General features: G+C 68.7%; 18 protein-coding genes and 1 pseudogene. 11 read left to right on the top strand and 8 right to left on the bottom strand.

The window, feature by feature from the left end; genetic code table 11:
* The first annotated feature begins 128 nt into the window (after positions 1-128).
* From OCS65_RS04265 to OCS65_RS04235, 7 genes are all read left to right on the top strand, one after another.
* On the top strand, positions 129-1460 hold the full coding sequence (locus tag OCS65_RS04265; protein ID WP_006939914.1) for an MFS transporter: 1332 nt from the start codon (positions 129-131) through the stop codon (positions 1458-1460).
* 51 nt (positions 1461-1511) lie between these two features.
* Positions 1512-2105 (top strand): RBBP9/YdeN family alpha/beta hydrolase, encoded by a 594-nt coding sequence (locus tag OCS65_RS04260; RefSeq protein ID WP_029546440.1) that lies wholly within the window; start codon positions 1512-1514, stop codon positions 2103-2105.
* A gap of 97 nt (positions 2106-2202) precedes the next feature.
* Positions 2203-2967 (top strand): CoA transferase subunit A, encoded by a 765-nt coding sequence (locus OCS65_RS04255; protein ID WP_263508943.1) that lies wholly within the window; start codon positions 2203-2205, stop codon positions 2965-2967.
* Positions 2964-3611 carry a CoA transferase subunit B gene (locus OCS65_RS04250; protein ID WP_006939917.1) on the top strand — a complete coding sequence of 216 codons (648 nt, stop codon included), beginning with the start codon at positions 2964-2966 and terminating at the stop codon, positions 3609-3611. Before OCS65_RS04255 ends, OCS65_RS04250 begins: the two co-directional genes overlap by 4 nt.
* Before the next feature lie 40 nt (positions 3612-3651).
* On the top strand, positions 3652-5232 hold the full coding sequence (locus OCS65_RS04245) for a long-chain-fatty-acid--CoA ligase (protein WP_029546441.1): 1581 nt from the start codon (positions 3652-3654) through the stop codon (positions 5230-5232).
* Positions 5229-5636: a carboxymuconolactone decarboxylase family protein gene (locus OCS65_RS04240; RefSeq protein ID WP_029546442.1), complete on the top strand. Its 408-nt coding sequence runs from the start codon at positions 5229-5231 to the stop codon at positions 5634-5636. The genes OCS65_RS04245 and OCS65_RS04240 overlap by 4 nt, the downstream gene beginning before the upstream one ends.
* A gap of 172 nt (positions 5637-5808) precedes the next feature.
* Positions 5809-6639: an alpha/beta fold hydrolase gene (locus tag OCS65_RS04235; RefSeq protein WP_029546443.1), complete on the top strand. Its 831-nt coding sequence runs from the start codon at positions 5809-5811 to the stop codon at positions 6637-6639.
* A gap of 73 nt (positions 6640-6712) precedes the next feature.
* Here the strand turns inward: OCS65_RS04235 and OCS65_RS04230 are convergent, their stop codons facing one another.
* Positions 6713-8449 carry a SulP family inorganic anion transporter gene (locus tag OCS65_RS04230; RefSeq protein WP_263508940.1) on the bottom strand — a complete coding sequence of 579 codons (1737 nt, stop codon included), beginning with the start codon at positions 8447-8449 and terminating at the stop codon, positions 6713-6715.
* 200 nt (positions 8450-8649) lie between these two features.
* On the opposite strand from OCS65_RS04230, the gene OCS65_RS04225 reads away from it, so the two are divergent.
* A complete protein-coding gene (locus tag OCS65_RS04225; protein ID WP_263508939.1) occupies positions 8650-10173 on the top strand; it encodes a serine hydrolase domain-containing protein in 1524 nt (507 codons plus the stop codon).
* 138 nt (positions 10174-10311) lie between these two features.
* Positions 10312-10800: a hypothetical protein gene (locus OCS65_RS04220; RefSeq protein WP_006939926.1), complete on the top strand. Its 489-nt coding sequence runs from the start codon at positions 10312-10314 to the stop codon at positions 10798-10800.
* A 115-nt stretch (positions 10801-10915) separates the two neighbouring features.
* Here OCS65_RS04220 and OCS65_RS04215 read toward each other — a convergent pair.
* A pseudogene (locus OCS65_RS04215) lies at positions 10916-13003 on the bottom strand (type I restriction endonuclease subunit R); the annotation flags it as partial.
* 167 nt (positions 13004-13170) lie between these two features.
* Here OCS65_RS04215 and OCS65_RS04210 point away from each other — a divergent pair.
* The gene (locus OCS65_RS04210; protein WP_263508936.1) at positions 13171-13617 is read left to right on the top strand and encodes a DUF2510 domain-containing protein; all 447 of its coding nucleotides are present in this window, start codon (positions 13171-13173) and stop codon (positions 13615-13617) included.
* Positions 13618-13768: 151 nt separating this feature from the next.
* Here OCS65_RS04210 and OCS65_RS04205 read toward each other — a convergent pair whose 3' ends face one another.
* From OCS65_RS04205 to OCS65_RS04180, 6 genes are all read right to left on the bottom strand, one after another.
* Entirely contained in the window at positions 13769-14125 is a 357-nt protein-coding gene (locus tag OCS65_RS04205) for a HepT-like ribonuclease domain-containing protein (RefSeq protein ID WP_006939933.1), read from the bottom strand.
* Between the two features lie 13 nt (positions 14126-14138).
* Positions 14139-14597 (bottom strand): XRE family transcriptional regulator, encoded by a 459-nt coding sequence (locus tag OCS65_RS04200; RefSeq protein ID WP_263508932.1) that lies wholly within the window; start codon positions 14595-14597, stop codon positions 14139-14141.
* 155 nt (positions 14598-14752) lie between these two features.
* A complete protein-coding gene (locus OCS65_RS04195; RefSeq protein ID WP_029546446.1) occupies positions 14753-15559 on the bottom strand; it encodes an acyl-CoA thioesterase domain-containing protein in 807 nt (268 codons plus the stop codon).
* 43 nt (positions 15560-15602) lie between these two features.
* Entirely contained in the window at positions 15603-16856 is a 1254-nt protein-coding gene (locus OCS65_RS04190) for a hypothetical protein (RefSeq protein WP_263508925.1), read from the bottom strand.
* Positions 16857-17633: 777 nt separating this feature from the next.
* Positions 17634-19253 (bottom strand): alpha/beta fold hydrolase, encoded by a 1620-nt coding sequence (locus OCS65_RS04185; RefSeq protein WP_065921972.1) that lies wholly within the window; start codon positions 19251-19253, stop codon positions 17634-17636.
* A 327-nt stretch (positions 19254-19580) separates the two neighbouring features.
* Positions 19581-21458: a DUF2075 domain-containing protein gene (locus OCS65_RS04180; RefSeq protein ID WP_065921970.1), complete on the bottom strand. Its 1878-nt coding sequence runs from the start codon at positions 21456-21458 to the stop codon at positions 19581-19583.
* A 158-nt stretch (positions 21459-21616) separates the two neighbouring features.
* On the opposite strand from OCS65_RS04180, the gene OCS65_RS04175 reads away from it, so the two are divergent.
* Positions 21617-22249 carry a hypothetical protein gene (locus OCS65_RS04175; RefSeq protein ID WP_006939950.1) on the top strand — a complete coding sequence of 211 codons (633 nt, stop codon included), beginning with the start codon at positions 21617-21619 and terminating at the stop codon, positions 22247-22249.
* Positions 22250-22252 lie beyond the last annotated feature (3 nt).

Here is a 22252-nt window from a genome sequence, read left to right as displayed (position 1 = left end):
TGCGTGCCCCGGCCGTGGGTGCCACCTCTCCCGTGGCGGTGCCACGGGAGAGGCCCACGACGTCTCGTTCTGTCCTCCTCGCGGTCGTTCCTCCGCATTCACCGCCACCCTCGCCCACAGGAGTTCCCATGGGACTGCCCACCTCCCCCGTGGAGAATCCGACCGGTACACCGGCCGCCGGTCCCCGCCCCCACACGCGCTCACGGACGTACCCGTGGATCGTCTTCGCCCTGACCTTCGGGCTGCTGCTCTCGGACTACATGTCCCGACAGGTCCTCAGCGCCGTCTTCCCGTTCCTGAAAAGCGAATGGGCCCTGTCTGATTCACAGCTCGCCTCCCTCACCAGCATCGTCGCCCTCATGGTCGGCCTGCTCACCCTGCCGTTGTCGCTGCTCGCGGACCGGTGGGGCCGGGTCAAGAGCCTCGTGCTCATGGCCGTGTTGTGGAGCGCGGCCACCCTGCTCTGTGCGGTCGCCTCCAACTTCGAGCAGATGCTCGGTGCCAGATTCCTCGTCGGCGTCGGCGAAGCCGCCTACGGCAGCGTGGGCATCGCGGTGGTGCTGAGTGTATTCGCCCCGCGGGTGCACGCCTCACTCAGCGGCGCCTTCATGGCCGGCGGATCGTTCGGGTCGGTGATCGGCGTCGCCCTCGGCGGAGTGATCGCCGTGCACCTGAGCTGGCGATGGTCGTTCGCGGCCATGGCGGTCTTCGGCCTGATCCTGGTTGCGCTGTTCCGGACGCTCGTCACCGAACGCAGGCTCGCCGAGAACGCCGCCGACGAACACCCGAGGCAGACCGCAACCCCACCCGACGGCTTTCGCGCCCCGGTGTCGAGCCTGTTCACCAATCCGGCAGTGCTGTTCGCCTACATCGGTGGCGGACTGCAGATATTCACCGCCGCAGTGCTGCTGTCGTGGACTCCGAGCTACTTCAACCGGTACTACGGCCTCGCCCCGGACAAGGCCGGAGCCGCCGCCTCGATCGTCGTACTTCTCGTCGGCAGTGGCATGGTCGTCTGCGGCATCATCACCGACCGCCTCGGCCGCCACGACATCACCCGCAAGTGGACCGCTGCCGTCGTCTTCTGCATCATCGCGCTGGTGTGCCTGCTTACCGCCTTCCGGCTCGAGGCCGGCCCCGCCCAGCTTGTGCTCATCGGAATCGGTGCCTTCTTCTCCGCCGGCTCCTCGGGTCCAACCGCAGCGATGGTCGCGAACCTGACCCACACGTCGGTGCGCGCGTCCGCGATGGGCACGCTCACCGTCGCCAACAACCTGCTCGGTCTCGCCCTCGGCCCGTTCGTCGTCGGCATCCTCGCCGATCGGCTCGGCTTGCGAGAGGCGCTGCAGCTGTCGCCCCTGGTCTACCTCGCCGCCATCGCCGCGCTGCTGGCCGGCAAGCGCCTCCATCCTGCGGGACTGCGCAAACTCCTCGCACTGAGCACTCCCGTCGCCCGCTGAGGCAGACACTCCTGCTTCCCCGTCACTTCGAACAAGCTCCTGGAGCCGATCTTGAACAGCCCCACCTCTCCGACCGTGGTGATAGTGCCGGGTCTGCGAGACCACGTCGCGGACCACTGGCAGACCCTGCTCGCCGAACGCCTCGACGACGCGCGCACCGTGCCCCCGCTCGAGCACGACAAGCTCGACCGTGCCGCCCGCGTCGCCGCTCTCGACACCGTCCTGAACGACATCTCCGGCCCGGTCGTGCTCGTCGCCCACAGCGCCGGAGTCATGACCACAGTCCACTGGGCCCAGAACCCCACCCGGCCGATCCAGGGCGCCCTCCTGGCGACCCCGGCGGACCTGGAGTTGCCGCTGCCCGCCGGCTACCCCTCCGGCGAAGACCTCGACCGTGGCGGCTGGAACCCCATCCCTCGCCGGAGGCTGCCGTTCCCGAGTGTCGTCGCAGCAAGCCGCAACGATCCACTCGCCTGCTACCGCCGTGTGACCGGCATGGCCGAGCTGTGGGGCAGCCGGCTGGTCGACCTCGGCAACGTCGGGCACCTGAATCCCGCCGCCGGCTACGGATATTGGCCGCGCGCCGAGGAGCTGCTGCAGGAACTGATCGAGCACACCGCAGCATCCGCCGCAGCGCGGTGCTGATTCCGGGGCGGGCCACGACTCGAGGTCGCCGGCCCGCCCCTCACGCCAGCCACACGCCCCCTGCATCGCGCGTCCTGCGCCAGTACGGAGAAAGAAATTGAGCAAGGTCTACACAACTGCGGCCGAGGCCGTCGCCGACATCCCGTCCGGTGCCTCGCTCGCGGTCGGAGGTTTCGGCCTGTCAGGCATCCCAGACGAGCTGATCGCGGCGCTCGCGGAGGGGAAGGGCACCGATTTCGAGGTGTTCTCCAACAACTGCGGCGTCGACGGGCACGGACTGGGAATCCTGCTCGGCGACAAGCGGATCCGCCGCGTCACCGCCTCCTATGTGGGGGAGAACAAGGAGTTCGCCCGTCAGTACCTCTCCGGTGAACTCGAGGTGGAGCTGACCCCGCAGGGCACCCTGGCGGAGAAGATGCGTGCCGGCGGCGCCGGCATCCCGGCGTTCTTCACTCCCGCCGGGGTCGGCACCCCCGTCTCGCAGGGCGGGCTGCCGTGGCGCTACCACGCGGACGGATCCGTCGCACTCGCGTCGCCGCCGAAGGAGATCCGCGAGTTCCGCGGCAGGCGGTACGTGCTCGAAGAATCGATCACCGCGGACTTCGCCCTGGTACATGCGCTGCGCGGCGACACCGAGGGCAACCTGGTGTTCAACAAGGCCGCGATGAACTTCAACCCGCTGGCCGCGATGGCCGGGAAGATCTGCATCGCCCAGGTCGAACAGCTCGTCGAACCCGGCGAGATCGACCCGGACCAGGTGCACCTTCCGGGAATCTTCGTCGACCGCATCGTGCACACCGGAATGCAGGACAAGCAGATCGAGAAGCGCACCGTGCGCGCCGCCAAGGAGGCCCGAGCATGACCGCAGTGATCGACACCCTCGGCTGGTCACGTACCGAGATGGCGGCCCGCGCCGCGCAGGAACTCACGCCGGGGCAGTACGTCAATCTCGGCATCGGGCTGCCGACGCTGATTCCGAACTTCCTACCCGAGGGCGTGCGGGTCACGCTGCATTCGGAGAACGGGATCCTGGGGACGGGCCCCTACCCGACCGAGGACGCCGTCGATCCGGACCTGATCAACGCCGGCAAGGAAACGGTCACCGTCCACCCCGGTGCGGCGTTCTTCGACTCGGCCATCTCGTTCGGGATGATCCGCGGCGGGCACATCGACACCGCGGTGCTCGGTGGGATGCAGGTCTCCGCCACCGGGGATCTGGCGAACTGGATGGTGCCGGGCAAGATGGTCAAGGGCATGGGCGGGGCGATGGACCTCGTCCACGGCGCCCGCACGGTCATCGTGCTGATGGAGCACACCGACAAGACCGGCGCATCGAAGATTGTCGAGCGGTGCACCCTGCCGCTCACCGGGGAGGCCGTGGTGCAGCGGATCATCACCGACCTCGCCGTCCTCGACGTCACCGACACCGGACTGGTGCTGGTCGAGTGCGCACCCGGCGTCACCGCCGAGCAGGTCCGCGCCGCCACCGACGCACCCCTGGGCTGACCCCACCGTCTCCCTCGTCACAACGACAGGACACACTCTCGTGCTCAATCTCTCCGTACTACTGGAAGACTCCGTCCGTCGCTACCCCGATCGCGTCGCACTGGTCTTCGGCACGGAACGCCTCACCTACGCCCACCTCGACGCCCTGGCCAACCAGGTGGCGAACCTGCTCGCCGCCCGGGGCATCGGCCCCGGCGACAAGGTCGCGCTCTCGTGCCCGAACATCCCGCAGTTCCCCGCCGTCTACTACGGGATCCTCAAGGCCGGCGCGATCGTCGTGCCGTTGAACATCCTGCTCAAGCCGCGCGAGATCACCTACCATCTCGACGATTCCGGTGCCGCCCTCTACTTCTGCTTCGAGGGCACCGACGACCTGCCCATGGGCGAATACGGCCGTGCCGGATTCGACAACGCCGCCGGATGCCGCGAGATGATTCTCCTCACCGCGGACCCGGACACGTCGTCGCCGATCCCCGGCGTCGGCACCCTCGCCCGGGCCGTCGAGACCCGTCCGGACACATTCGACACCGTCGTTCGCGAGCCCGGCGATACCGCGGTGATCCTCTACACCAGCGGCACCACCGGCCGGCCGAAGGGCGCGGAACTGACGCACGCGAACATGCTGCTCAATGCCCTGACCGCCAACCGGTTGTTCGACAGCACCCCGCTGCGCCCGGACACCTACCTGCTCACCCTGCCACTGTTCCATTCCTTCGGCCAGACCGTGACGATGAATGCCGGCCTGTCGGTCGGCGCCACCCTCGTGCTCCTGCCGCGGTTCGACGCGAAGGCGGCGCTCGAGCTCATGGTCGGCGAGGACATCACCGTCTTCGCCGGGGTGCCGACCATGTACTGGGCTCTGCTCGGCGCGGTCGACGACACCGTCGACGTCGACCGCATCTCCCGCTCCCTGCGGCGCGCGATCTCCGGTGGCGCCGCGCTGCCCGTGGAGATCCACGCCCAGTTCGAACGCCGCTTCGGCGTGCGGATTCTCGAGGGCTACGGTCTGTCCGAAACCTCGCCGCTGGCGGTCTTCAGCGACCCCGAACGCGACCCCCGCCCCGGCTCGATCGGTGTTCCGGTCTGGGGCATCGAGGCCAAGCTCGTCGACGAGCACTGGAACCCCGTTCTCGGCGACGACCAGGTCGGGGAGCTCGCACTCCGCGGCCACAACGTGATGAAGGGCTACCTCGGCCGGCCCGACGCCACCGCCGAGGTGATGCGCGACGGCTGGTTCCGCACAGGCGATCTCGCACGGCGCGACGAGGACGGCTTCTACTACATCGTCGACCGGGCCAAGGATCTCATCGTCCGCGGCGGATTCAACGTCTACCCCCGAGAGATCGAGGAAGTACTGATGACGCACGCCGCGGTCTCGCTCGCAGCCGTCGTGGGCGTCCCGGACGAACGGCACGGCGAAGAAGTCAAGGCATTCGTCATCCTCGAACCGGGTGCACGGATCACCGAGACGGAGCTGATCGACTGGTGCAAGGACCAGATGGCCGGCTACAAGTACCCCCGGTCCGTCGAATTCACCGCGGCCCTGCCCATGACCGCCACCGGAAAGATCCTCAAGCGCGAGCTGGTCTCGGCCGTCGTCGACCAGGTTCGCGGCCGATGACCGCCCACACGCCCGGTGCGGCTCCTTCCATCGTCGACCGCATGAAGGCGGAGGGCACCTGGAACCCGCTGTGGGACGGGATCGAGGAACTCGATCCCGAATGGACCGAGCATTACCTGACGGCGACGATGCAGCCGTACCAGAGCGGCGTGCTCTCACCGCAGGTCGTCCAGTTGCTGTGCATCGCCGTCGATGCCTCCTGCACCCACATGTACGCTCCCGGGCTGCGGCGACACATACGAGCCGCACTCGATCTGGGCGTCACCGCCCGCGAGATCGTCGAAGTCCTGAAGCTCGCGACCACCATCGGCATCCACTCGCTGAACATCGGCGTGCCACTCCTCCTCGAGGAACTGTCCTCCCAGGGTCGGGTGCCCGAATCGGACTGTGCCGGGCACGCCTGACACAACGCCGCTCCCGCACTCCCCGGGCAGAACGCCCCACATCTCGAGGAACAATCATGACGCTTCGACTTCAGCACAAGCCGGCAGGTCTCGAGGTGGTCTTCGAGATCAACTGCGAGATCGACGGTGGGACACGACCGGTGTGTATCGCCGAGATGGTTGTGCTCTCCACGTGACCGCCGGAAACGTGCTCGATCACCACACCCGGTTCGAGGAGCGGATCGTCCGCGTCGGCTGCCACCGGATCCGGGTCAGCGTGCGCCACGGGAGCGGAGTTCCTGTGGTGTTGTGCAACGGTCTCGGCGCCGGATTGGAAATCCTCGGTCCGATCGTGGAGTCCTGGAACGCGGGGGCGACGATCGTGCGCTTCGACGTACCCGGCGCCGGTGGGTCGCCGTCGTCGCTGGTGCCGTACGGCTTCCCGTATCTGGCATGGGTCGTGGGCCGGGTCCTCGACGCCCTCGGTTTCCGGGTCGTCGACGTCGTCGGATACTCGTGGGGCGGCGCGCTGGCTCAGCAGTTCGCCCTGCAGAATCCGCGGCGCTGCCGGCGTCTCGTGCTCGTCGCCACCAGCACCGGGGCAGTGTCCGTCCCGGGCAGTCCGCGCACCTTGGCGAAGATGCTCACCCGCCGGCGATTCGACGACGCCGCCTGGGCCGCGGCGAACGTCGCGGAACTGTACGGCGGTACCGCCCGCCCGAACGCCGGCGCGGTCGCCGGCCTGCTCGGCAGGCAGCCCCGCACGACGTCGCGAACCGGATATCTGCAGCAACTGCTCGCCGGGGCCCTGTGGACGAGCCTGCCGATGCTGCCGCTGATCCGGCAACCGGTCCTCGTGGTCGCCGGCACCGACGACCCGATCGTTCCCGCCGTCAATGCCCGCATCATGCACCGGCTGCTTCCCCATGCCACCCTGCATATGCACTCCGGGGGGCACATCGACGTGCTCACCGGAGCCGGCGAGGTCGTGCCGGTCATCGATGCGTTTCTCGCGACCGGATGACGGCTTCTGCGCCGCGACGGTCCGACGAGGAGGCACGTGCCGCACTTCGCTCGTCGGACCGATCCGCGGTACGTCACGAGGTTTCCGGGCCGTCGCCCTCGGGCCGGTCGTCGCCGTGGCGCCGACGCCGTTGCTCGAAGGCGCTCACCGCAGCTTCGATCGTCGGATAGAACCGCGACGTATCGAATCGGTCACCCACACCGAAGCGCACGAGCCGATCCTTGACGGGGCCTTTCATCTCTGCGAAGACGAGCCTGACGTGCTGGCTCTCCAGATACCGGTCGAGGTCGACCACTTCGTCGACGGCTGTGGTGTCCAATCCGATGATCGGCTCGGCGGCGACGACGACCCATTCGACGGGCGACGCCGAGTCGTTCACCAAGGAACGGACGTAGCTGTCGAACATCTCCCCGTTGGCGAAGAACAACGGAGCATCGAATCGAACGAGGACCAGACCCGGGATGCGCCGGCCCTCGGGGTGCCGGGTGATGTCGTGGAACCCGTCCCGATCCGGAAGGGCGACCAGCTCCGTCCGATAGGGCTGCCATACCCGCACGACCACTGCCACGAAGGACAATCCGATCGCCACCAGGATGCCCTGCAAGACCCCCACCAAGGCGACGCCGACGAACGCTGCCGCGGCCAGACCCGCCTCGACGCGGCTCATCCGCCACATCCGCACCACACCGGGTACGTCGACCAGCGCCCACGCCGCGACGATCACCACCGCCCCCAGCGTGGCCTGGGGGAGATACGCGGTCACTCCGGGTGCGAGCAGAACGAACAACAGCACCGCTATGGCTCCGACGACTCCGGCCAGCTGGGTGCGGGCTCCGCTCTCCTCTGCCACCGGGGTACGGGAACCGCTGGCCGAGATCGGGAACCCACCGAACACCCCGCTGGCCACGTTCGCGACTCCGATCGCCTTCATCTCCGTACTGCCGTCGACGTTCTCGCCCCGCCGGGCTGCGAAGGTGCGCGACAGCACGCCGGAGTCGGCGAAGGCGATCAACGCGATACCCGCCGCCGGTCCCACGAGCGCGGCCACCTCATCCCAGCTCACCCCGCCGAACGACGGGAGGGGCATACCGCGTGGCAGGGCACCGACCATGTCGATGTCGTCGGTGAGGTCGACCGCGAAGGCGACGACCATGGCTCCCCCGACCGCGACCAGAACACCCGGAACCTTGGAATGCAGCACCTTGAGCCCGATGATCACCGCCAGCGACACACCGCCCACGAGCGCCGTCGTCGGGTCGACGTCGCCGTCCAGCACCGCCCCGACGATCCCGGCGAGCTCGTCGAGAAGGCCCGAGGCGTCGACCGAGAAGCCCAGCAGCTTCGGCAGCTGCCCGACGATCACGATGAGCGCGATCGCGTTGAGATAGCCCAGGCGCAACGGCTTGGACAACAACTCGGTGACGAACCCGAGCCGCAGCAACCCTCCGAGGATCATGATCACGCCGACCAGCACCGCCAGGACGCCCGCCAGGACCAGTGCGCTTTCCGGGTCCGCGGCCACGGTCAGCGGCAACACCGCCGCAGCGATCAGCGGCGCCAGCGACGAGTCCGGTCCCAGAACGAGAATCTTGGACGGTCCCACGACGGCGTACGCGAGCAACGGCACGATGGTCGCGTACAGGCCCGCGTACGCGGGCAGCCCGGCGGCTTCGGCGTAGCCCATGCCGGCAGGAATGAGCAGTGCGGTCAGAACGAGCCCGGCCGTCACATCCGAGCGCAACCATTCGCGGCGGTAACGGCGTACCGTCACGACACCGGGCAGCCCAGCCAGGGCTCGGCTGAAGGACATTCAGAGAGTATGGCACCGCAGGCCCAGTCGGAAACGCCGATTGTGGGCAAGACACGCACCGGTTGCTGCGTCGGCCCGGAACACCCGCGCCCATCGGTGTTCTCTCGCGCGTGTTCTTACCCGCGCGGACCGCACTTTCGGGCGCGACGCGAGCAACCCACCTACGATCGATTCGAGCCGGGACGCCCGAGGGGGGAGCCATGTCCGAGATCGAGAGGCCCGAGCTGCGGGCCGCCGTCGACGAGATCCTCAACCGCCGGCCCGCCGTCGGCCTGGCGGTCGGCGTGGTCCGCGACGGAACGCTGGAGTTCTTCCACGGGCACGGCGTCGCGGACATCCCGTCGAACAGACCCGTCACCGAGGACACGATCTTCCGGATCGCATCGATCACCAAGACGTTCACGGCGATCGCGGTCATGCAGCTGTGGGAACGGGGACTCGTCGACCTCGATGCGCCCGCCGCCGACTATCTGCGCGCCTTCCGGCTGGTCCCCGCGCGGTCCGGCTGGCGGCCCGCGACGGTGCGCCACCTGCTGACCCACACCGCGGGACTCGGCGAGGTGGCGCCGGCGTCCGGCGCGCTCCGACCGAATTTCGGGGAGAACATCGAGCCCGGACGGCCACGATCCCTGGCCGAGCACTACCGAGGAAGACTGCGCATCGACGCGGAGCCCGGCACCAGGTTCCGGTACGGGAACCACTCGCACGCGACGCTCGGCCAGATGGTCGAGGACATGACCGGGCAGCCGCTGCACCGCTACCTGCGCGAGCACGTCTTCGAACCCCTCGGCATGACGAGCACCAGCCTCGTCCGGGCCGACCTGGACGCCGCACGGATCGCGACCGGCTACACCCTGCGCTCGAGCGGCCCCAGGGCGGTCCCCGAACGGGAACCGGTGACGGCGGGAGCCGGCGCGGCGTACTCGACACCCACGGACATGGCCCGCTACGTCGCGGCGCTGCTGGGCGGCGGCGCCAATGAGCACGGATCGGTGCTCGAACCCGCGACGCTCGCCACCATGTTCGCGCCCCAGTACCAGGCCGATTCGCGGCTGCCCGGCGTCGGCCTGACCTTCTTCCGCGGCGACGTGGGCGGCCACCACGTGGCCGAGCACCAGGGCATTCTGCCCGGCTTCAACTCGCAGATCACCGTCGCCCCGGGCGACGGCGTCGGGATCCTCGCCTTCACCAACGGAGCGCACCGGGCCGTGATGTGGCTGCCGGTGGAAACCGGGACGCTGCTCGGGTCCGTGCTCGGCGTTCCGGGCGAGAAGATCCGCACCGACGTTCCGCAGCGCCCCGAGGTCTGGTCCGAGATCTGCGGGTGGTACTACCTACCCGGCCGGCTCACGGACACCCGCGTCCGGGCCATGATCGGCGCCGGCGTCGAGGTCTTCGTCCGTCGCGGCGAACTCCTGCTCCGGTTCCTGACCCCGCTGCCTCCGCTCTACCGGGGCCTGCCGCTGCACCCCGACGACCCGGCCGATCCGTACGCGTTCCGGTTCGACCTCGGCGACGGGCTGGGCTCCAGCCGGGTCGTGTTCGGGCGCGAGCCCGGAACGGACGACATGTCCGTGCACTTCGAGCTGATGCCGCTGTCCGCCCGGAAGCGGCCGCCGGCGACGAACCCGAGGTTGTGGACCGAGGGAGCGGGCGCCGTCGCCGCCGCGACGCTGCTCGTCCGCCGGGTTGCCCGGGGGCGGGGCCACTCCCCCGCACCCTGACCGGCACGGCGTCCGCCCGCACCGACCGGAGTGCCCGGCGGCGGGCAGGGGGGACGAACCGAAGCCCTGGGGTGGGTTACCGTCCGGAAGCCCCGGCGGGATGGTGGTAATGCCCCAGCCCCTTCCTCAGGAGTACACATGACCGTCCGACTTCGGGTGCGCGACATCGATGCTGTCCAACACCTCCGAGTGCCCTACATGATCGATGCCGGCACGAATGGTCTGCTGATGATCCATTCCGGATGGCTCATGTTCGATCTGTCGGCCGAGGACAGCGGCCAGCATGTCGACATCCTCTCGTTCGTCCCCTACGCCGACGACACCATCCAGACGTTCGCCCGCCAGGATGTGGCCGTGCCGATGGTGAGCGCCTCGATGACGAGCCTGCACGTTCGAGATACGGGCGCGATCCTCGCGGTCGACTCCGCCGTCGTCGGCCTGGAACAACGCCAGTTCACGGGCATCCAGGGCAGCCCGTTCGTACTGGTGATGCGCGCGAAAGCCTATGTGCGCGAAGGCGGTGTGGGACGGATGGCCTACCAGGTGACATGGCAACTGCAACGCGACCGAACCGGGCGTGCCACCGGTCTCGGGCAGCCCATCGATCCGGGGAACACACGACCCTGACGGGTCGACGCGGTGATCCGACGGCCTCGCCCCGAGCGGCCACTTCGCCACTGCGGTATTGGCAGGGACGTGGGGGTTCGTGCCCGCATCTGCCTCACGCGAGACGCGTGCACACTCACGCAGCCATCGTCGGCGCGATCGCCTCCATCTGTTCGAGCACCAGCTTGATCGCGCCTGCCTGCCGGTCCGGCGGGTACTTGTACCGCGTGAGCAACCGCTTGATCTGCGAGCGCAACTTGGCCTTGGCGTCCGCCCGCACGCGCCAGTCGGTCCTGACGTCGCGACGCATGACAGCGACGAGTTCCCGGGCGATCTGGGCGAGCACGTCGTCGCCCTGCTCGGTGACGGCGGATTCGTTCTGGGCCACGGCGTCGTAGAAGGCGAGTTCGTGCCAGTCCAGCGGCGGATCGAAGCGGCGGCCGCGGTCGCCCTCGGCCTGCACCTCCTGCGCGACCTCGACCAGCGCGGCGATCACCTCCGCGGAGGTGAGCTGCGAGTTGGTGTACTTGTTCATCAGTTCCTGCAGACGTTGTGAGAACGCTCGCTGACGTACCAGATTGTGCCGTGCAACCTTTCGCGCTTCCTCGTTGATGAGCTTGCGGAGCGCCTCGATCGCGAGGTTCGGGTTCTTCGCATGTTCGGCCCGTGCCAGGAATTCCGCATTGAGTTCGGTGAGCGACGGTCGCGGAATGCCGGCGGCGTCGTAGATGTCGAGTACCTCGCCGGATTCGACCGAGGCGGCCATGAGCTGACGCAAGGCACGCCGCACGTCCTCCGGAACAGCGAGCCCCCGCGCCTGCCGATCCTCGGCGTCGAACTTCGCCATGTAGACGCGGACTTCCTCGAAGAACTTCGCGTCGGCGGCCAGCCCTCCCAGATCGGGATGAGTGCCGCAGATCGCCCAGGCGCGGGACAGTTGGGAGGAGAATTTCCGGAAGCGGGCCGCCAGGGTCTCGTCCCCTTCCGGCACCCGGTTCTCGGGAAGCTTCGGGTCGCGCAGGTAGTTCACGGTGGCGAGCACGGCTTCGATATAGCCACGCGGTCCGGTGGCGGACCGGAGGCGCGACCGCCAGTCGAAACCGTGCAGCATGTTCACGAGCACCGTGAGCAGGTTCTTGACGGCGTCGACGGACTCCTCGATCGGCCGGCCCAGCGGTTTGGTCTCCTGATCCGTCGCCGTGTACTCGGCCAGCGCCTCAGCGAGGTTGTCGGCGACGGGCGCGTAGGCCACGAGCAGCCCGTCGCGTTTGCCGCGGAAGGTGCGGTTGACCCGGGCGAGGGCCTGCATGAGCAGCGCACCCTTCAACGGCCGGTCGAGATAGAGAGTGTGCAGCGGCGGCGCATCGAAGCCGGTGAGGAGCATGTCCTTGACGATGACGATTTCGAGCTCGTCGTCGATGTCCTTGAGCCGCTTCTTGATCGCGGCGTTCGCCGAGTCGCGGCGCACATGCCTGTCGATCGGCGGCTGATCGGCCGCGGTTCCCGAGTAGACGACTTTGATTCGCCCGCTGGAGATCTCGCCCGAGTGCCAATCCGGGCGCAGTGCGACGATCTCGTCGTAGAGATTGGCGCAGATCTCGCGGGTCGCGCACACGATCAGGGCCTTGCCGGGCGCGGTGGGGTTGTCGTCGGACCCGACGAATTTGGCCATCTGCTCGCGGCGACTCTCCCAGTGTTCGACGAGGTCGGCGGCGAGCTTGTGCAGCCGGGCCGGCGCGCCGTAGACGGCGTTGACGACCGCGACGGACTTCTCGATGCGGTCGCGGTCGGTGTCGTCGAGTCCGACGGTGAGTTCGTCGGCGGACGCGTCGATCTGCTCCTCGGTCACGTCGCCGGCGAACGCAACCTTGACCAGCCGGCTTTCGAAGTGGACCGGGACGGTGGCGCCGTCCTCGACCGCACGGGTGAGGTCGTAGACGTCGATGTAGTCGCCGAACACCGCCCGGGTGTCCCGGTCCTCGAACGAGACGGGCGTGCCGGTGAAGGCGATGAGGGTCGCGTGCGGCAGCGCGTCGCGCAGGTGACGCGCGTAGCCGTCGAGGTTGTCGTAGTGGCTGCGGTGCGCCTCGTCGACGATGACGATGATGTTGCGCCGGGCCGAGAGGAGGGGGTGGCTGTGGCCGGATTCGCGTTCGTCACGGCTGCGCCCGAATTTCTGCAGGGTCGTGAAGTAGATCCCGCCGGTTGTCCGGCCGGACAGTTCAAGAAGGGCATGACGATGTCGGACGACAAGACGCCCGCACCCGCCGGCTGGTACCCCGGTCCGAACGGGGGCCAGCGTTACTGGACGGCACCCGGTGGCTGGACTTCCCTGGTTCCGGCGCCGTCGACGGCAAGAAGCGCCGAATCAGGAAGAAGCCGCTCCTGATCGTGCTGGCAGTCCTGCTGCTCGCCGTGGGGGGTGGGGCGCTCACCTGGAAGCTCAATCACGACGCCCAGGTTGCGGCACAGGTCGCGGCGGCAGAGGAAGCTGCACAGCGCGAAGCGGAACGCCTGGCCGCCGAGAAGGCGGCGCAGCAGCAGCGCGACAACGCCGAGCGCGCCTCCCGCGCGCGATCCGTCTCTGAGATCGAGTCGAGTGTGGAGCAGATGGCGAGCAAGCACATCGACAACGGAATGTTCGACGGGCCGGTGATCGAGGTGACCTGCTCACCCGTCAACGGCGGGTCCACCGACAACCTCACCGAGACGACGACGGTGTTCGAGTGCTTCGTCGCGACCGAGGACAACGGCGACGGCACGATGAGCGGGTACAAGTACCACGCGACGATGAACTGGACGACGGGCAGTTTCACCTACGGGTTCGGGGCGCCGTAGCGACGACGACAACCGCACGCTTCGGCGTCCTGTCGCGCCTCAGGGCGTTACGCCCGTCCCTCCACACCTGCTCCGGACATCGACAACGAAAGCGACGGTTGTCGATGTCCGGCGTTGTCCAGCCTGCGAGGTGAGCGGAGGAGAACCGAGCTCAGCGCCCCAGCCCCAGCGTGGCGCTCAGTTCGGGGATCCGGGTCGCCAAGGCGGAGTAGACGAGACGGTCGTTCACCTTGTCGTAGTGGTGCGCGATCAGGTTTCGCATCCGTCCGATCGCCACCCAGTCGACGCCGGGGAACTCGGACTTGAACGTCTCCGGCAGCTTCTCGACGACCGTGGCCACCTGGATCAGGATGTGCCGACCGTTGTTCCGCAGCACGCGCCCGTAGGGACTGTCCTCCAGGTAGGCATCCAGACCGAGTCCCACCGTGTAGGCGGCATCCGCCGCGAAGTCGGCAAGGTCCTGTAAACGACGGCGAACACGCTCGTCCGCATTCTCCTCCGACGTCACAGCTTCTCCGATGTCACAGCGCCACGGCTTCCTCCCGGGCCCGGTCCCCCACGCGCCCCCCGGCTCGCCCGTCGACGATCTCGACCCGCACGGTGAGCAGGTCTTCCAATGCTTGCTGCAACCCGAGGAGGTCGACGATGTCGTGGCGATCGCTGAAATCCACGATGAGGTCGATATCCGAGGCGAAGTCGTCGTCGCCGCGCGCCACAGATCCGAACACCCTCGGGTTCGGCAGTCCCGCCTCGGCGAAGAGTTCGCGCACTACTTCACGTCGGGCTGCCAGAGCCTCGGAGGGGCGAACGGGCAGGGCTGCCGTCAGCGCCGAACGGGCCGGCTCGGACGGCTGCCGTCGTCCGGTCTCGATTGCGGCGATCAGAGGCTGCTTGATGCCGGAGCGCTCGGCGAGCTCCCGCTGCGAGAGACCCAGAATCCCCCGCCGGATGCGAACGAAGTCACCGAAGCCGACGGCCACGACATCACGATAACAGATTTTGTTATCGCTTGAAGCGATGTGGGCCGGACGCGGCCCATGCCCCGCGGGGAGTCACGGGTTCGCTCGGATGTGCAGTTCTCGTGACGACACGCCGGGCAACGTCCACGAGAACTGCGCGCTCGGCACAGTGCCGCTCAACCGAAGTTCACCTGACGACGAGCGTTCGCCAGGCACGTGACGGCGCCCGTCCCGAACGGACCGAACCGGTCGAACAGCACCGACGTGCCCACCGCGACGCCGGCGGCGCTGAGGTGGTGATCGGCTTCGACGCCGACCTCGGTGCCGACGGGCAGCCGCGAGAGGGTCAGCGTGAGGTCGCCGTTGATGAAGCCGACGCCCTCGTCGCTCCAGTTGGCCATGAAACTGGTGCCCTCGCCGACGACCGCGGTCCGCACGAACGGCGACATCTCCTCCCCCACGATCACCGGAATCTGCCGGGACCACATGCGTTTCCGGCTCGCGTTCTGATGCTCGGACCGCACCTGCGACCAGCCCTCAGGGTGCGCGTCGCTGCCGAACCAGGTGGGTGCGAATCCCGCCTCCGGGCCGTCGAGTGCTTCGGCGGGCGGCGTCGGGTGCTCGTCACGGGTCCAGACGGTGCCCGGCGGCTGCTCGGATGGACGCAGGTAGACGACGGTCCCGCGGGCGGTGACGTCGTCGCCCTGGATCAGGTAGGCGTCGGCGACGCGGATGCGGTTGCCGTCTCGCACGCGGGTCGTCTCGAACCGGACGGGCGCGTTCTGCACCGGCCTGAACAGGTCGACGGTGAGCCGGGCGGGGACGAACCCGTCGGGACCGTGGTCCTTGTCGAGTTCCCGGGCGAGCAGGCCGGTCACGCACGGTCCGGCCAGCATCGTCGACGACCAGGGGCTGACGGCGTACTTCGTGGGAAGGTACGTGCCGTCCGATTCGGTGAAGTATCCGCGCATGGAGTCAGGCATGCTCGGATTCTCGCAGCACTCGTTTCCTCAGCGAACGTCCCGGTCAGGTTCCGATGTCCTCGCTCGTCCCGCGATGCCGTAGCCACACCATCGCCGCACCGCAGGCCAGGATGGCGGCGGTCGACGCGCCCACCGACGTCCACGTCCACGCACCCGGACTCCACCCGGCTGCGTCGTCTGTGAGCGGAGTGTAGGCCGTCCACCCGAACTGGGCGACCAGCGGCAGCGCCAGCACCGACGGCAGAGCCAGCGAGGTGGCGGTCACGGGCGCCGTCGACGGCAGTGACGCGACGATCGTGTACGCGGCGGCGAACGGCACCACGAGGATGGTCGCCACAAAATTCGCGTTGTCCCAAGGGGGACGATCGAAGATCCCGGCAGCCGCGGCGAGCGCGAGCAGGCCGACGCCCACCACGGGCATCGGCCGGCGGCGACCCAGCCACGCGCCGACGGCCACGAGGGCAGGCGCGATCAGCAGCGCCGGCCACACCGCCGGCGACCACGAGACGGTGCCGCCCGCGGCGACGACCACGGCCGTCGCCGCCAGGAGCACCGCCCCTGTCCGTCTCCGCAGCCACAGCGCCGCGGCGATGAGCACCGGCACCGCCACCAGACCCCACAGCCACCGACCCTCCCCGAGGTCGTGCAGGGAGAACAGCGCGTGGTGGAACGACCAGTACAGCCCCACCCCGAGGATCGGCACACCGATGCCGACGGCCACCTCCCGCCCACGCGCCCGGGGTGCGGCGACCGGCGCCTCGTCGTTTCCGGCGGTCAGCGCGACCACCCCCGCCGCGACGGCGGTGACGATCGCCAGCGACAGCCACACGGCATTGACCGGCTGAACGCTCGCTGCCAGGTAGGACGCGTACCGCTGAGGCGCCGAGTCCAGCTCTCGGAACTGCCCGAGCGGCTCGGCCGTCAGCAGCCCGGCCACCACCGCTCCGGCCAGGGCGGCGTGCAGCTTCCCGGCGCCCAGCACGACGAGCGCGCCGAGCAGCAGGCCCGCACCGATCGTCGCGACGTACATGTCGAACCGCCACCCTCCCGGCAGCGCGACGACGGCCACGACCATCGCGCCGACCAGGGCGGTCGCGAGCACGCGCCGGCGAATCGCTGTCGCCACGGCCAGCGCCGCGAGCCCCCCGGCTGCGGCGGCAGCAACGTCTGATGTGAACACCGGGCCGGGCAGCAACCCGTCGGCCAAGGGATAGGTGTCGACGCTCGGGGCAGCCAGCACCAGCCCCGCAGTGAACCCGCCGACGACAAGAAGGACATATCGGAAAATTGACGCCACGCCCTACCATCGCCGGGCGTCCCACCTCGGGCGTGCTCGACGCGCCGGACTCTCTTCGGATTTCGCCACGCGCGCCCCAGAATCCGAACGCGCGTTCGAGTTGACGGCACGCGTCGGCCGTGCCACCATCCCTCCCACTGGCCTGAGAACAGGTCGACCCCGGCAGGTGTTGCAGCACCGCACCGGGGTCTGGGCACACGACAGAAAAGAGCTGTCATGCACCGTAGGGTGGAGTCTATCCACACGCCCGGCAGGGGCGTGTATCCGCAACCGCGCGCACGTTCCGTCGCGCCGATCTCACACCGCCGCGCCCGGTCGACGTCCTGACGCACGAGCCCCTCGGCTTCGAGGGGCTCGTCGTGCATCGCTGTTCCCGGTGTGCGCAACGGTAACCGAGACACACCGGTCCACGTCGCTACTCTCCCGTGGTCCGACGTCAGCGCACGGACGCTGCGAGCGCGACTTCGTCGTGCTCGAAACCGACTGGGCACCAGTACCTTTGTCCCCGTAGCTGGTGGCGGGGCACCTGATCGCGCGGGTCGACACGTTCGTTCGGGTCCAGCACAGCCGCACGTCGCCCGCGACGTGGGGCCGAAAGTGCTGGCCGAGAAGGTCTATCGGGGTATGGCGACCGGGCAGCGTTGGGGAAGGGGCCGAAAGACTCAGGGACCCGTAGGGTCTCCGCTCGGTCGAGGACAGTCGCCCGCAGGGCGTCCGTCTCCTCGAAGCGTCCTGCGCCGCGGCACGTTCACCTACGCCACAACCGAGGCGCGCGATCTATCCGGCGGAAATGTCGGCACCCAGGAAGTCTTCGAGTGCCCGCACGACCTCGGCCGTCTGCTCGTCGTGCGGGTTGTGCCCGGCCCGGTCGATGATCCGAAGGCGCGCACCGGGAATGCCGGCGGCCAGCTCCCGCTGGCACTCCGGCGGGAACACGAAGTCCTCGCGCCCGGCCACGACGAGCGTGGGCGCGGTGATCCCACCGAGACGATCGGTGACCGTCCAGTCCTTCAGCAGATGCCGGCCGGCGAAGATGAGCGGCGCCGGCCGCAGCCTCGAACGCCACGCTCCGCTGCTCAGCTCGCGAGCCAGTATGTCGAGGCCGGAACGGTAGAAGTATGCGTCCCCGATCTGCGCGAAGATCGGGAAGTACTCGCGGGGAGTGAACTCGCCGGTGAACCACCGCCGCGCCAGCTCCGCCTTCTCCCGGCTGTAGCCGCGTTCGAGGAGCACCTTCGGAACGTTCTGGCGCTCCCAGTGACTGTCGGCGCCGGTGTCGAGCAGCACGAGATGCGAGACCCGCTCGGGGTAGCGCAGAGCGTACTCGAGCGCGACCTGCCCGCCGAACGAATGCCCGAGCACCGCCCACCGCTCGAAACCGAGACTCTCGCGCAGGGCGTCGGCATCCGCGGTGAGGTTCTCCCACGTCATCGTTTCGACGGGTGCACCGATTGAGCGCCCGTTGCAGCGGTGGTCGTAGAACACCAACGTGAACCGGTCCGCGCACTGCCGGAAGGCTTGCATCGTCCACATGTCCGCCGACGGTCCGCCGTGCATGACCACCAACGGAGGTCCCTGCCCGACCACGTCGACGTAGAGGGAGGTGTCCCGGATCGGGACCCGGCCGGGCCGGACGCGGTGCAGGCTGCCGCGCCATTTCACCACCGCCGACGAAGGACCACGCGAGTCGCGTCCTCGCGCCTCTCCTGTCGCCGTGTTCGAATCTGTTGCCCGCGAGTTATTTTCGATTCTTCTTTTGAGGACCACCAGCATGCGCGCCTGCATGATCCACACGACCGGGGGGAAGATTCCGGAGTAGACGAGGCGCGTAATCCATCGCGGTCGGCCCGCCTGATATCCGCTGATGACGAGGCGGGTGCGCCCGCGGGGCAGCTCCTTCAGCTGGAAGCCCCACAGTCCTTCCAGATAGCCGGACGGTCGCGGCTGCCCGGGGTCGAGGGTGCGGCCCCGCAGATCGATCAGCCCGTACAGCCCGAGGAAACGGTTCGGCTCGATCCGCGCGACCTTGTACGCGTCCATCGGTCCCGCGCCGGGCGCCCAGTACTTCAGCTGGTCGCCGGGCCGGATGTCCTGCCATTCCGGATGCACTTCCCGGGCGCTCGGGCGACCGGCATTGTCCAGGTGATCCCAGGAGTACCACCCACCGCGGTCCCAGCCCATCTGCACCAGCCACGGCCAGACCTGCTCGGGCGGCGCGTCGATGGTGACGGCCATCGCCCCCGATCGCTCCCCGTCGGGAACCAGGTCGGCGCCGGGGAACGGCCCGCTGATCTCCTCGTCGGTGGCGCCCCACCGCACGAGCCGGGGGCGCACGAGGCTCCCGTAGACCACGGCCGTCGCCGCGCCCGCCACCGCAATCTTCGGTGCGACTGCCATACGTCCAGCGTGCGCCGGGTTCCGGTGCTTCACAAGAGGCCGGCGACCCTCACATCTACCGCGACACGGTCAGTCGTCACCATCGAGCAGCTCGTGCGGCTGCCTCTCGCCTGAATCCCGCCGTTCCATCGCATCGAGCGTACGCCGGGCGTTCGCTGGTGAGCGCATCAGGTAAACGGTCTCGCGGAGCGACTCGAACACCCCGGGAGACGATCGCCACCGGCTCATCGCCCAAGCGGTGATCACGATTTCCTCTCGGTAGGCGGTGATGCGGCGTCCCGTCGCCGAACCACACGCGATCGGATCGCGGCCTCTCCCGGCGTAGTGTCAATTTCCCTCGGGAATCAGCCTTCTCAGCGCCTCGCGAGTCGGCTCGTCGGTGGAATAGATGACGGTGCCGATCATGCCCCGCGTCAGGAGAACCTTGTACACGTTTCGCACCAGACGATCGAATCGAATATCGCTGATCTTCTTCGCATTTCTGAAGTCGGGATCCTTGTTGGCCGTACGGACCGAAACGAATCCTCCGTCCCGCCACACCAGGTCCGGTCCGAGGATGACGCCGTTCCAGTCGTATTCGAAACCCTGCGCGGTGTAGACACAGCCGACCTGCCCGAAACCCCCGTCCTCGGTGGCCCACAGTGCGGCCGGCGGCGCGTCGCCGGTGCGGCGTTCGCTCTTGCTGTTCCACGGCCGTGCCCACGCGCCGATCTGCACATCCGGGACGAGACGGCCGTCCTTGTCGGGGTTGCTCCACGGCCAGCAGTACCCCGCCGTCATGCGTGCCGAGTATCCGCGGTCGCGCTGCTGCTCGAGCAGGAACTCGAGCTCCTCCGGGGAATCGGCCACGCGCACCGCGAACTGCGGATCCCCCGACCACCGCACCGGGCCACCCTCGACGAGACCGAGCAGACGCTTGACCCACAGCACGTACTCCTCGCTGCCTCCGCAGCGGAACTGCTCCCCGAGGTGCACGTGATGGGTTTCGAGTCCGAGCGTCGCGGCGTAGCGCTCGATCTGTTCGAGCGAGCCGAGTTCACCCGGCCGCACCACCTGGTGCTCGTCGAGCAGGAACACCGGGACGCGCGCCGCCGAGATGAGTTCGTCGATCTGCGGTCGATCGGTGCGCAGCTCGGCGCGGGTGTACCGATCGACGGAGGTCTCACGGATTCGGTGCGCCTCGTCGAGGATCAGCACGTCGAGGCCGTTGCGTTCGGCCGACATGAACTGGTTGAAGTACTTGAACATCTTCTGCACCCGCGGGGCGCGCGCCCCGGCGACCTTGCGCAGGGTCTGGGTGAACGAACGCGACCCGGTGGCATGCAGGACGGTGCGGCCACGGCGGGCCAGCTCGCCGAGCAGGGACAGCGCGATCACGCTCTTGCCACTGCCGGGTCCCCCGGTGACGATGACGACGCGCTTGCGGTCCGCGGCGCGGGACATCTCGACCTCGTGCAGCACCAGGTCCACGGCCAACTGCTGATTGCCGAGCAGATGGAACTGCGGCCGGTCGCGCACCTCGGCGGCGGCGACCTTCAGCAGCTGCTGGGACGGTGCGACCGCGGACTTCAAGAGTGTGTCGCCTGCGGTGTGCCCGGACACCGGGGCGAGCCGGGTGCGGAGAAAGTCGATCATGTCGCCGCGGTCGGCGGCGGTGAACAACCGGCCGGTGATCCCGCCCGGATAGGCGCGCAGCTCCGCCACCGCGGACGGATCGGTGGCGTTGTGCAGATACGCGAGTCCCGCGAGGGCATCGGGCTGATCCGCGACAGCGTGCGCGAAATCGCTCAGGTAGTCGCAGTACCCCTTGACCTGCGCGACGGGATGCAGCCTCGGCCCGCCCGGCATTCCCGCCACCTCGACGAGTTCGGGATTGTCTTCGAAGCGCCGCGCGGCCGACCACTGCTTCAGCTCCACCACGACATACGACACGGCCCCGGTGGCCGGATGAGTGCCGGCGAGCACCACGTCGGCACGCTGCGAGGTGAGCGGCAGATGGTACTCGAGCAGCATCTCGACATCGCCGAGGCCGGCATCGACGAGATCCTGCGCAAGCACCGGCAGGCTTCGGCTCCACGACTTCTGTTCGGCCTGACTGGGACGATGACCGGTGCGAAACAGCATCTGCTCCAACAACTGCTCCGCCAGCGAATCGGGCCGATCCAACTCGGCGATCCGGCGGGCAGATGTACGAAGCAGCGTCACGGTCAGGTCCCCTGGGCAGCACGAATTCAGTCGTGCGGGTGGGGACATGTCCGGGACCGCTCATCGCAGCGGAAGTCCGTCGGGCCGCAGTGGAGAGGCTAGCGGAGGGCTGCTCCCCGATGACACCGGCAGGGTCACCCGTCCGGCAGGATGAGCACATGATGTCGCTTCTCGCCGCGCCCCTCGGAGCCGCCCGCATCGCCCTGGACCGGACCGTGGAGGTCGCCGAGTTCGCGGTGTCAGTTCCCGGGCGGGTCACGAGCCTGTTCGAGGCCACCGAGGCGCTCGTCGCCCGCGTCGACGACGTGGTCACCGACGCCCGCGCGATCGTCGCGCGCATCGATGAGGTCGTCACCGACGCCCGCGCCGCCGTCGGCCGGGTCGACGAGGTCATCGACAGCAGCTCGACGGTGGTCGGCGACGCCGCGGCCGTGGCCCACCGGGCGCAGGATGTGGTGTCGTCCGCCGGCCGCACGTCCGACGCGGCCGGCGAACTGCTCGACACCTACGCGCCGATGGCGACGCGGGCCGCGCCGCTCGCGGGCCAGTTCATCGAGGAACTCAGCGCCGAGGAGGTCCACGCGGCCGTCGTCCTGCTCGATCAGCTGCCGGAGCTCGCGGACCGGATGACGGCCCTGATGCCGATCCTGGGCACGCTCGAGAGCGTCGCCCCGGAGATCCACGAGCTGCTGGGCGTCGCGAAGGACGTGCGGCAAGCGATCGTCGGCGTCCCGGGATTCAACTTCCTGCGCCGTCGCGGCGAGGACAAGGAGAACGGCGACGACGACTGACGA

Source organism: Rhodococcus aetherivorans (assembly GCF_025722975.1).
GTDB classification, from domain to species: Bacteria; Actinomycetota; Actinomycetes; order Mycobacteriales; family Mycobacteriaceae; genus Rhodococcus; species Rhodococcus aetherivorans.
Note: the sequence above shows the minus strand (reverse complement) of the source record. Positions and strands in the feature narration are given on the sequence as shown.

Coding starts and splice junctions, on each gene's coding strand:
- OCS65_RS04265 (WP_006939914.1), top strand. CDS start 129: ATGGGACTGCCCACCTCCCCCGTGGAGAATCCGACCGGTACACCGGCC.
- OCS65_RS04250 (WP_006939917.1), top strand. CDS start 2,964: ATGACCGCAGTGATCGACACCCTCGGCTGGTCACGTACCGAGATGGCG.
- OCS65_RS04240 (WP_029546442.1), top strand. CDS start 5,229: ATGACCGCCCACACGCCCGGTGCGGCTCCTTCCATCGTCGACCGCATG.
- OCS65_RS04230 (WP_263508940.1), bottom strand. CDS start 8,449: ATGTCCTTCAGCCGAGCCCTGGCTGGGCTGCCCGGTGTCGTGACGGTA.
- OCS65_RS04225 (WP_263508939.1), top strand. CDS start 8,650: ATGTCCGAGATCGAGAGGCCCGAGCTGCGGGCCGCCGTCGACGAGATC.
- OCS65_RS04220 (WP_006939926.1), top strand. CDS start 10,312: ATGACCGTCCGACTTCGGGTGCGCGACATCGATGCTGTCCAACACCTC.
- OCS65_RS04195 (WP_029546446.1), bottom strand. CDS start 15,559: ATGCCTGACTCCATGCGCGGATACTTCACCGAATCGGACGGCACGTAC.
- OCS65_RS04185 (WP_065921972.1), bottom strand. CDS start 19,253: ATGGCAGTCGCACCGAAGATTGCGGTGGCGGGCGCGGCGACGGCCGTG.
- OCS65_RS04175 (WP_006939950.1), top strand. CDS start 21,617: ATGATGTCGCTTCTCGCCGCGCCCCTCGGAGCCGCCCGCATCGCCCTG.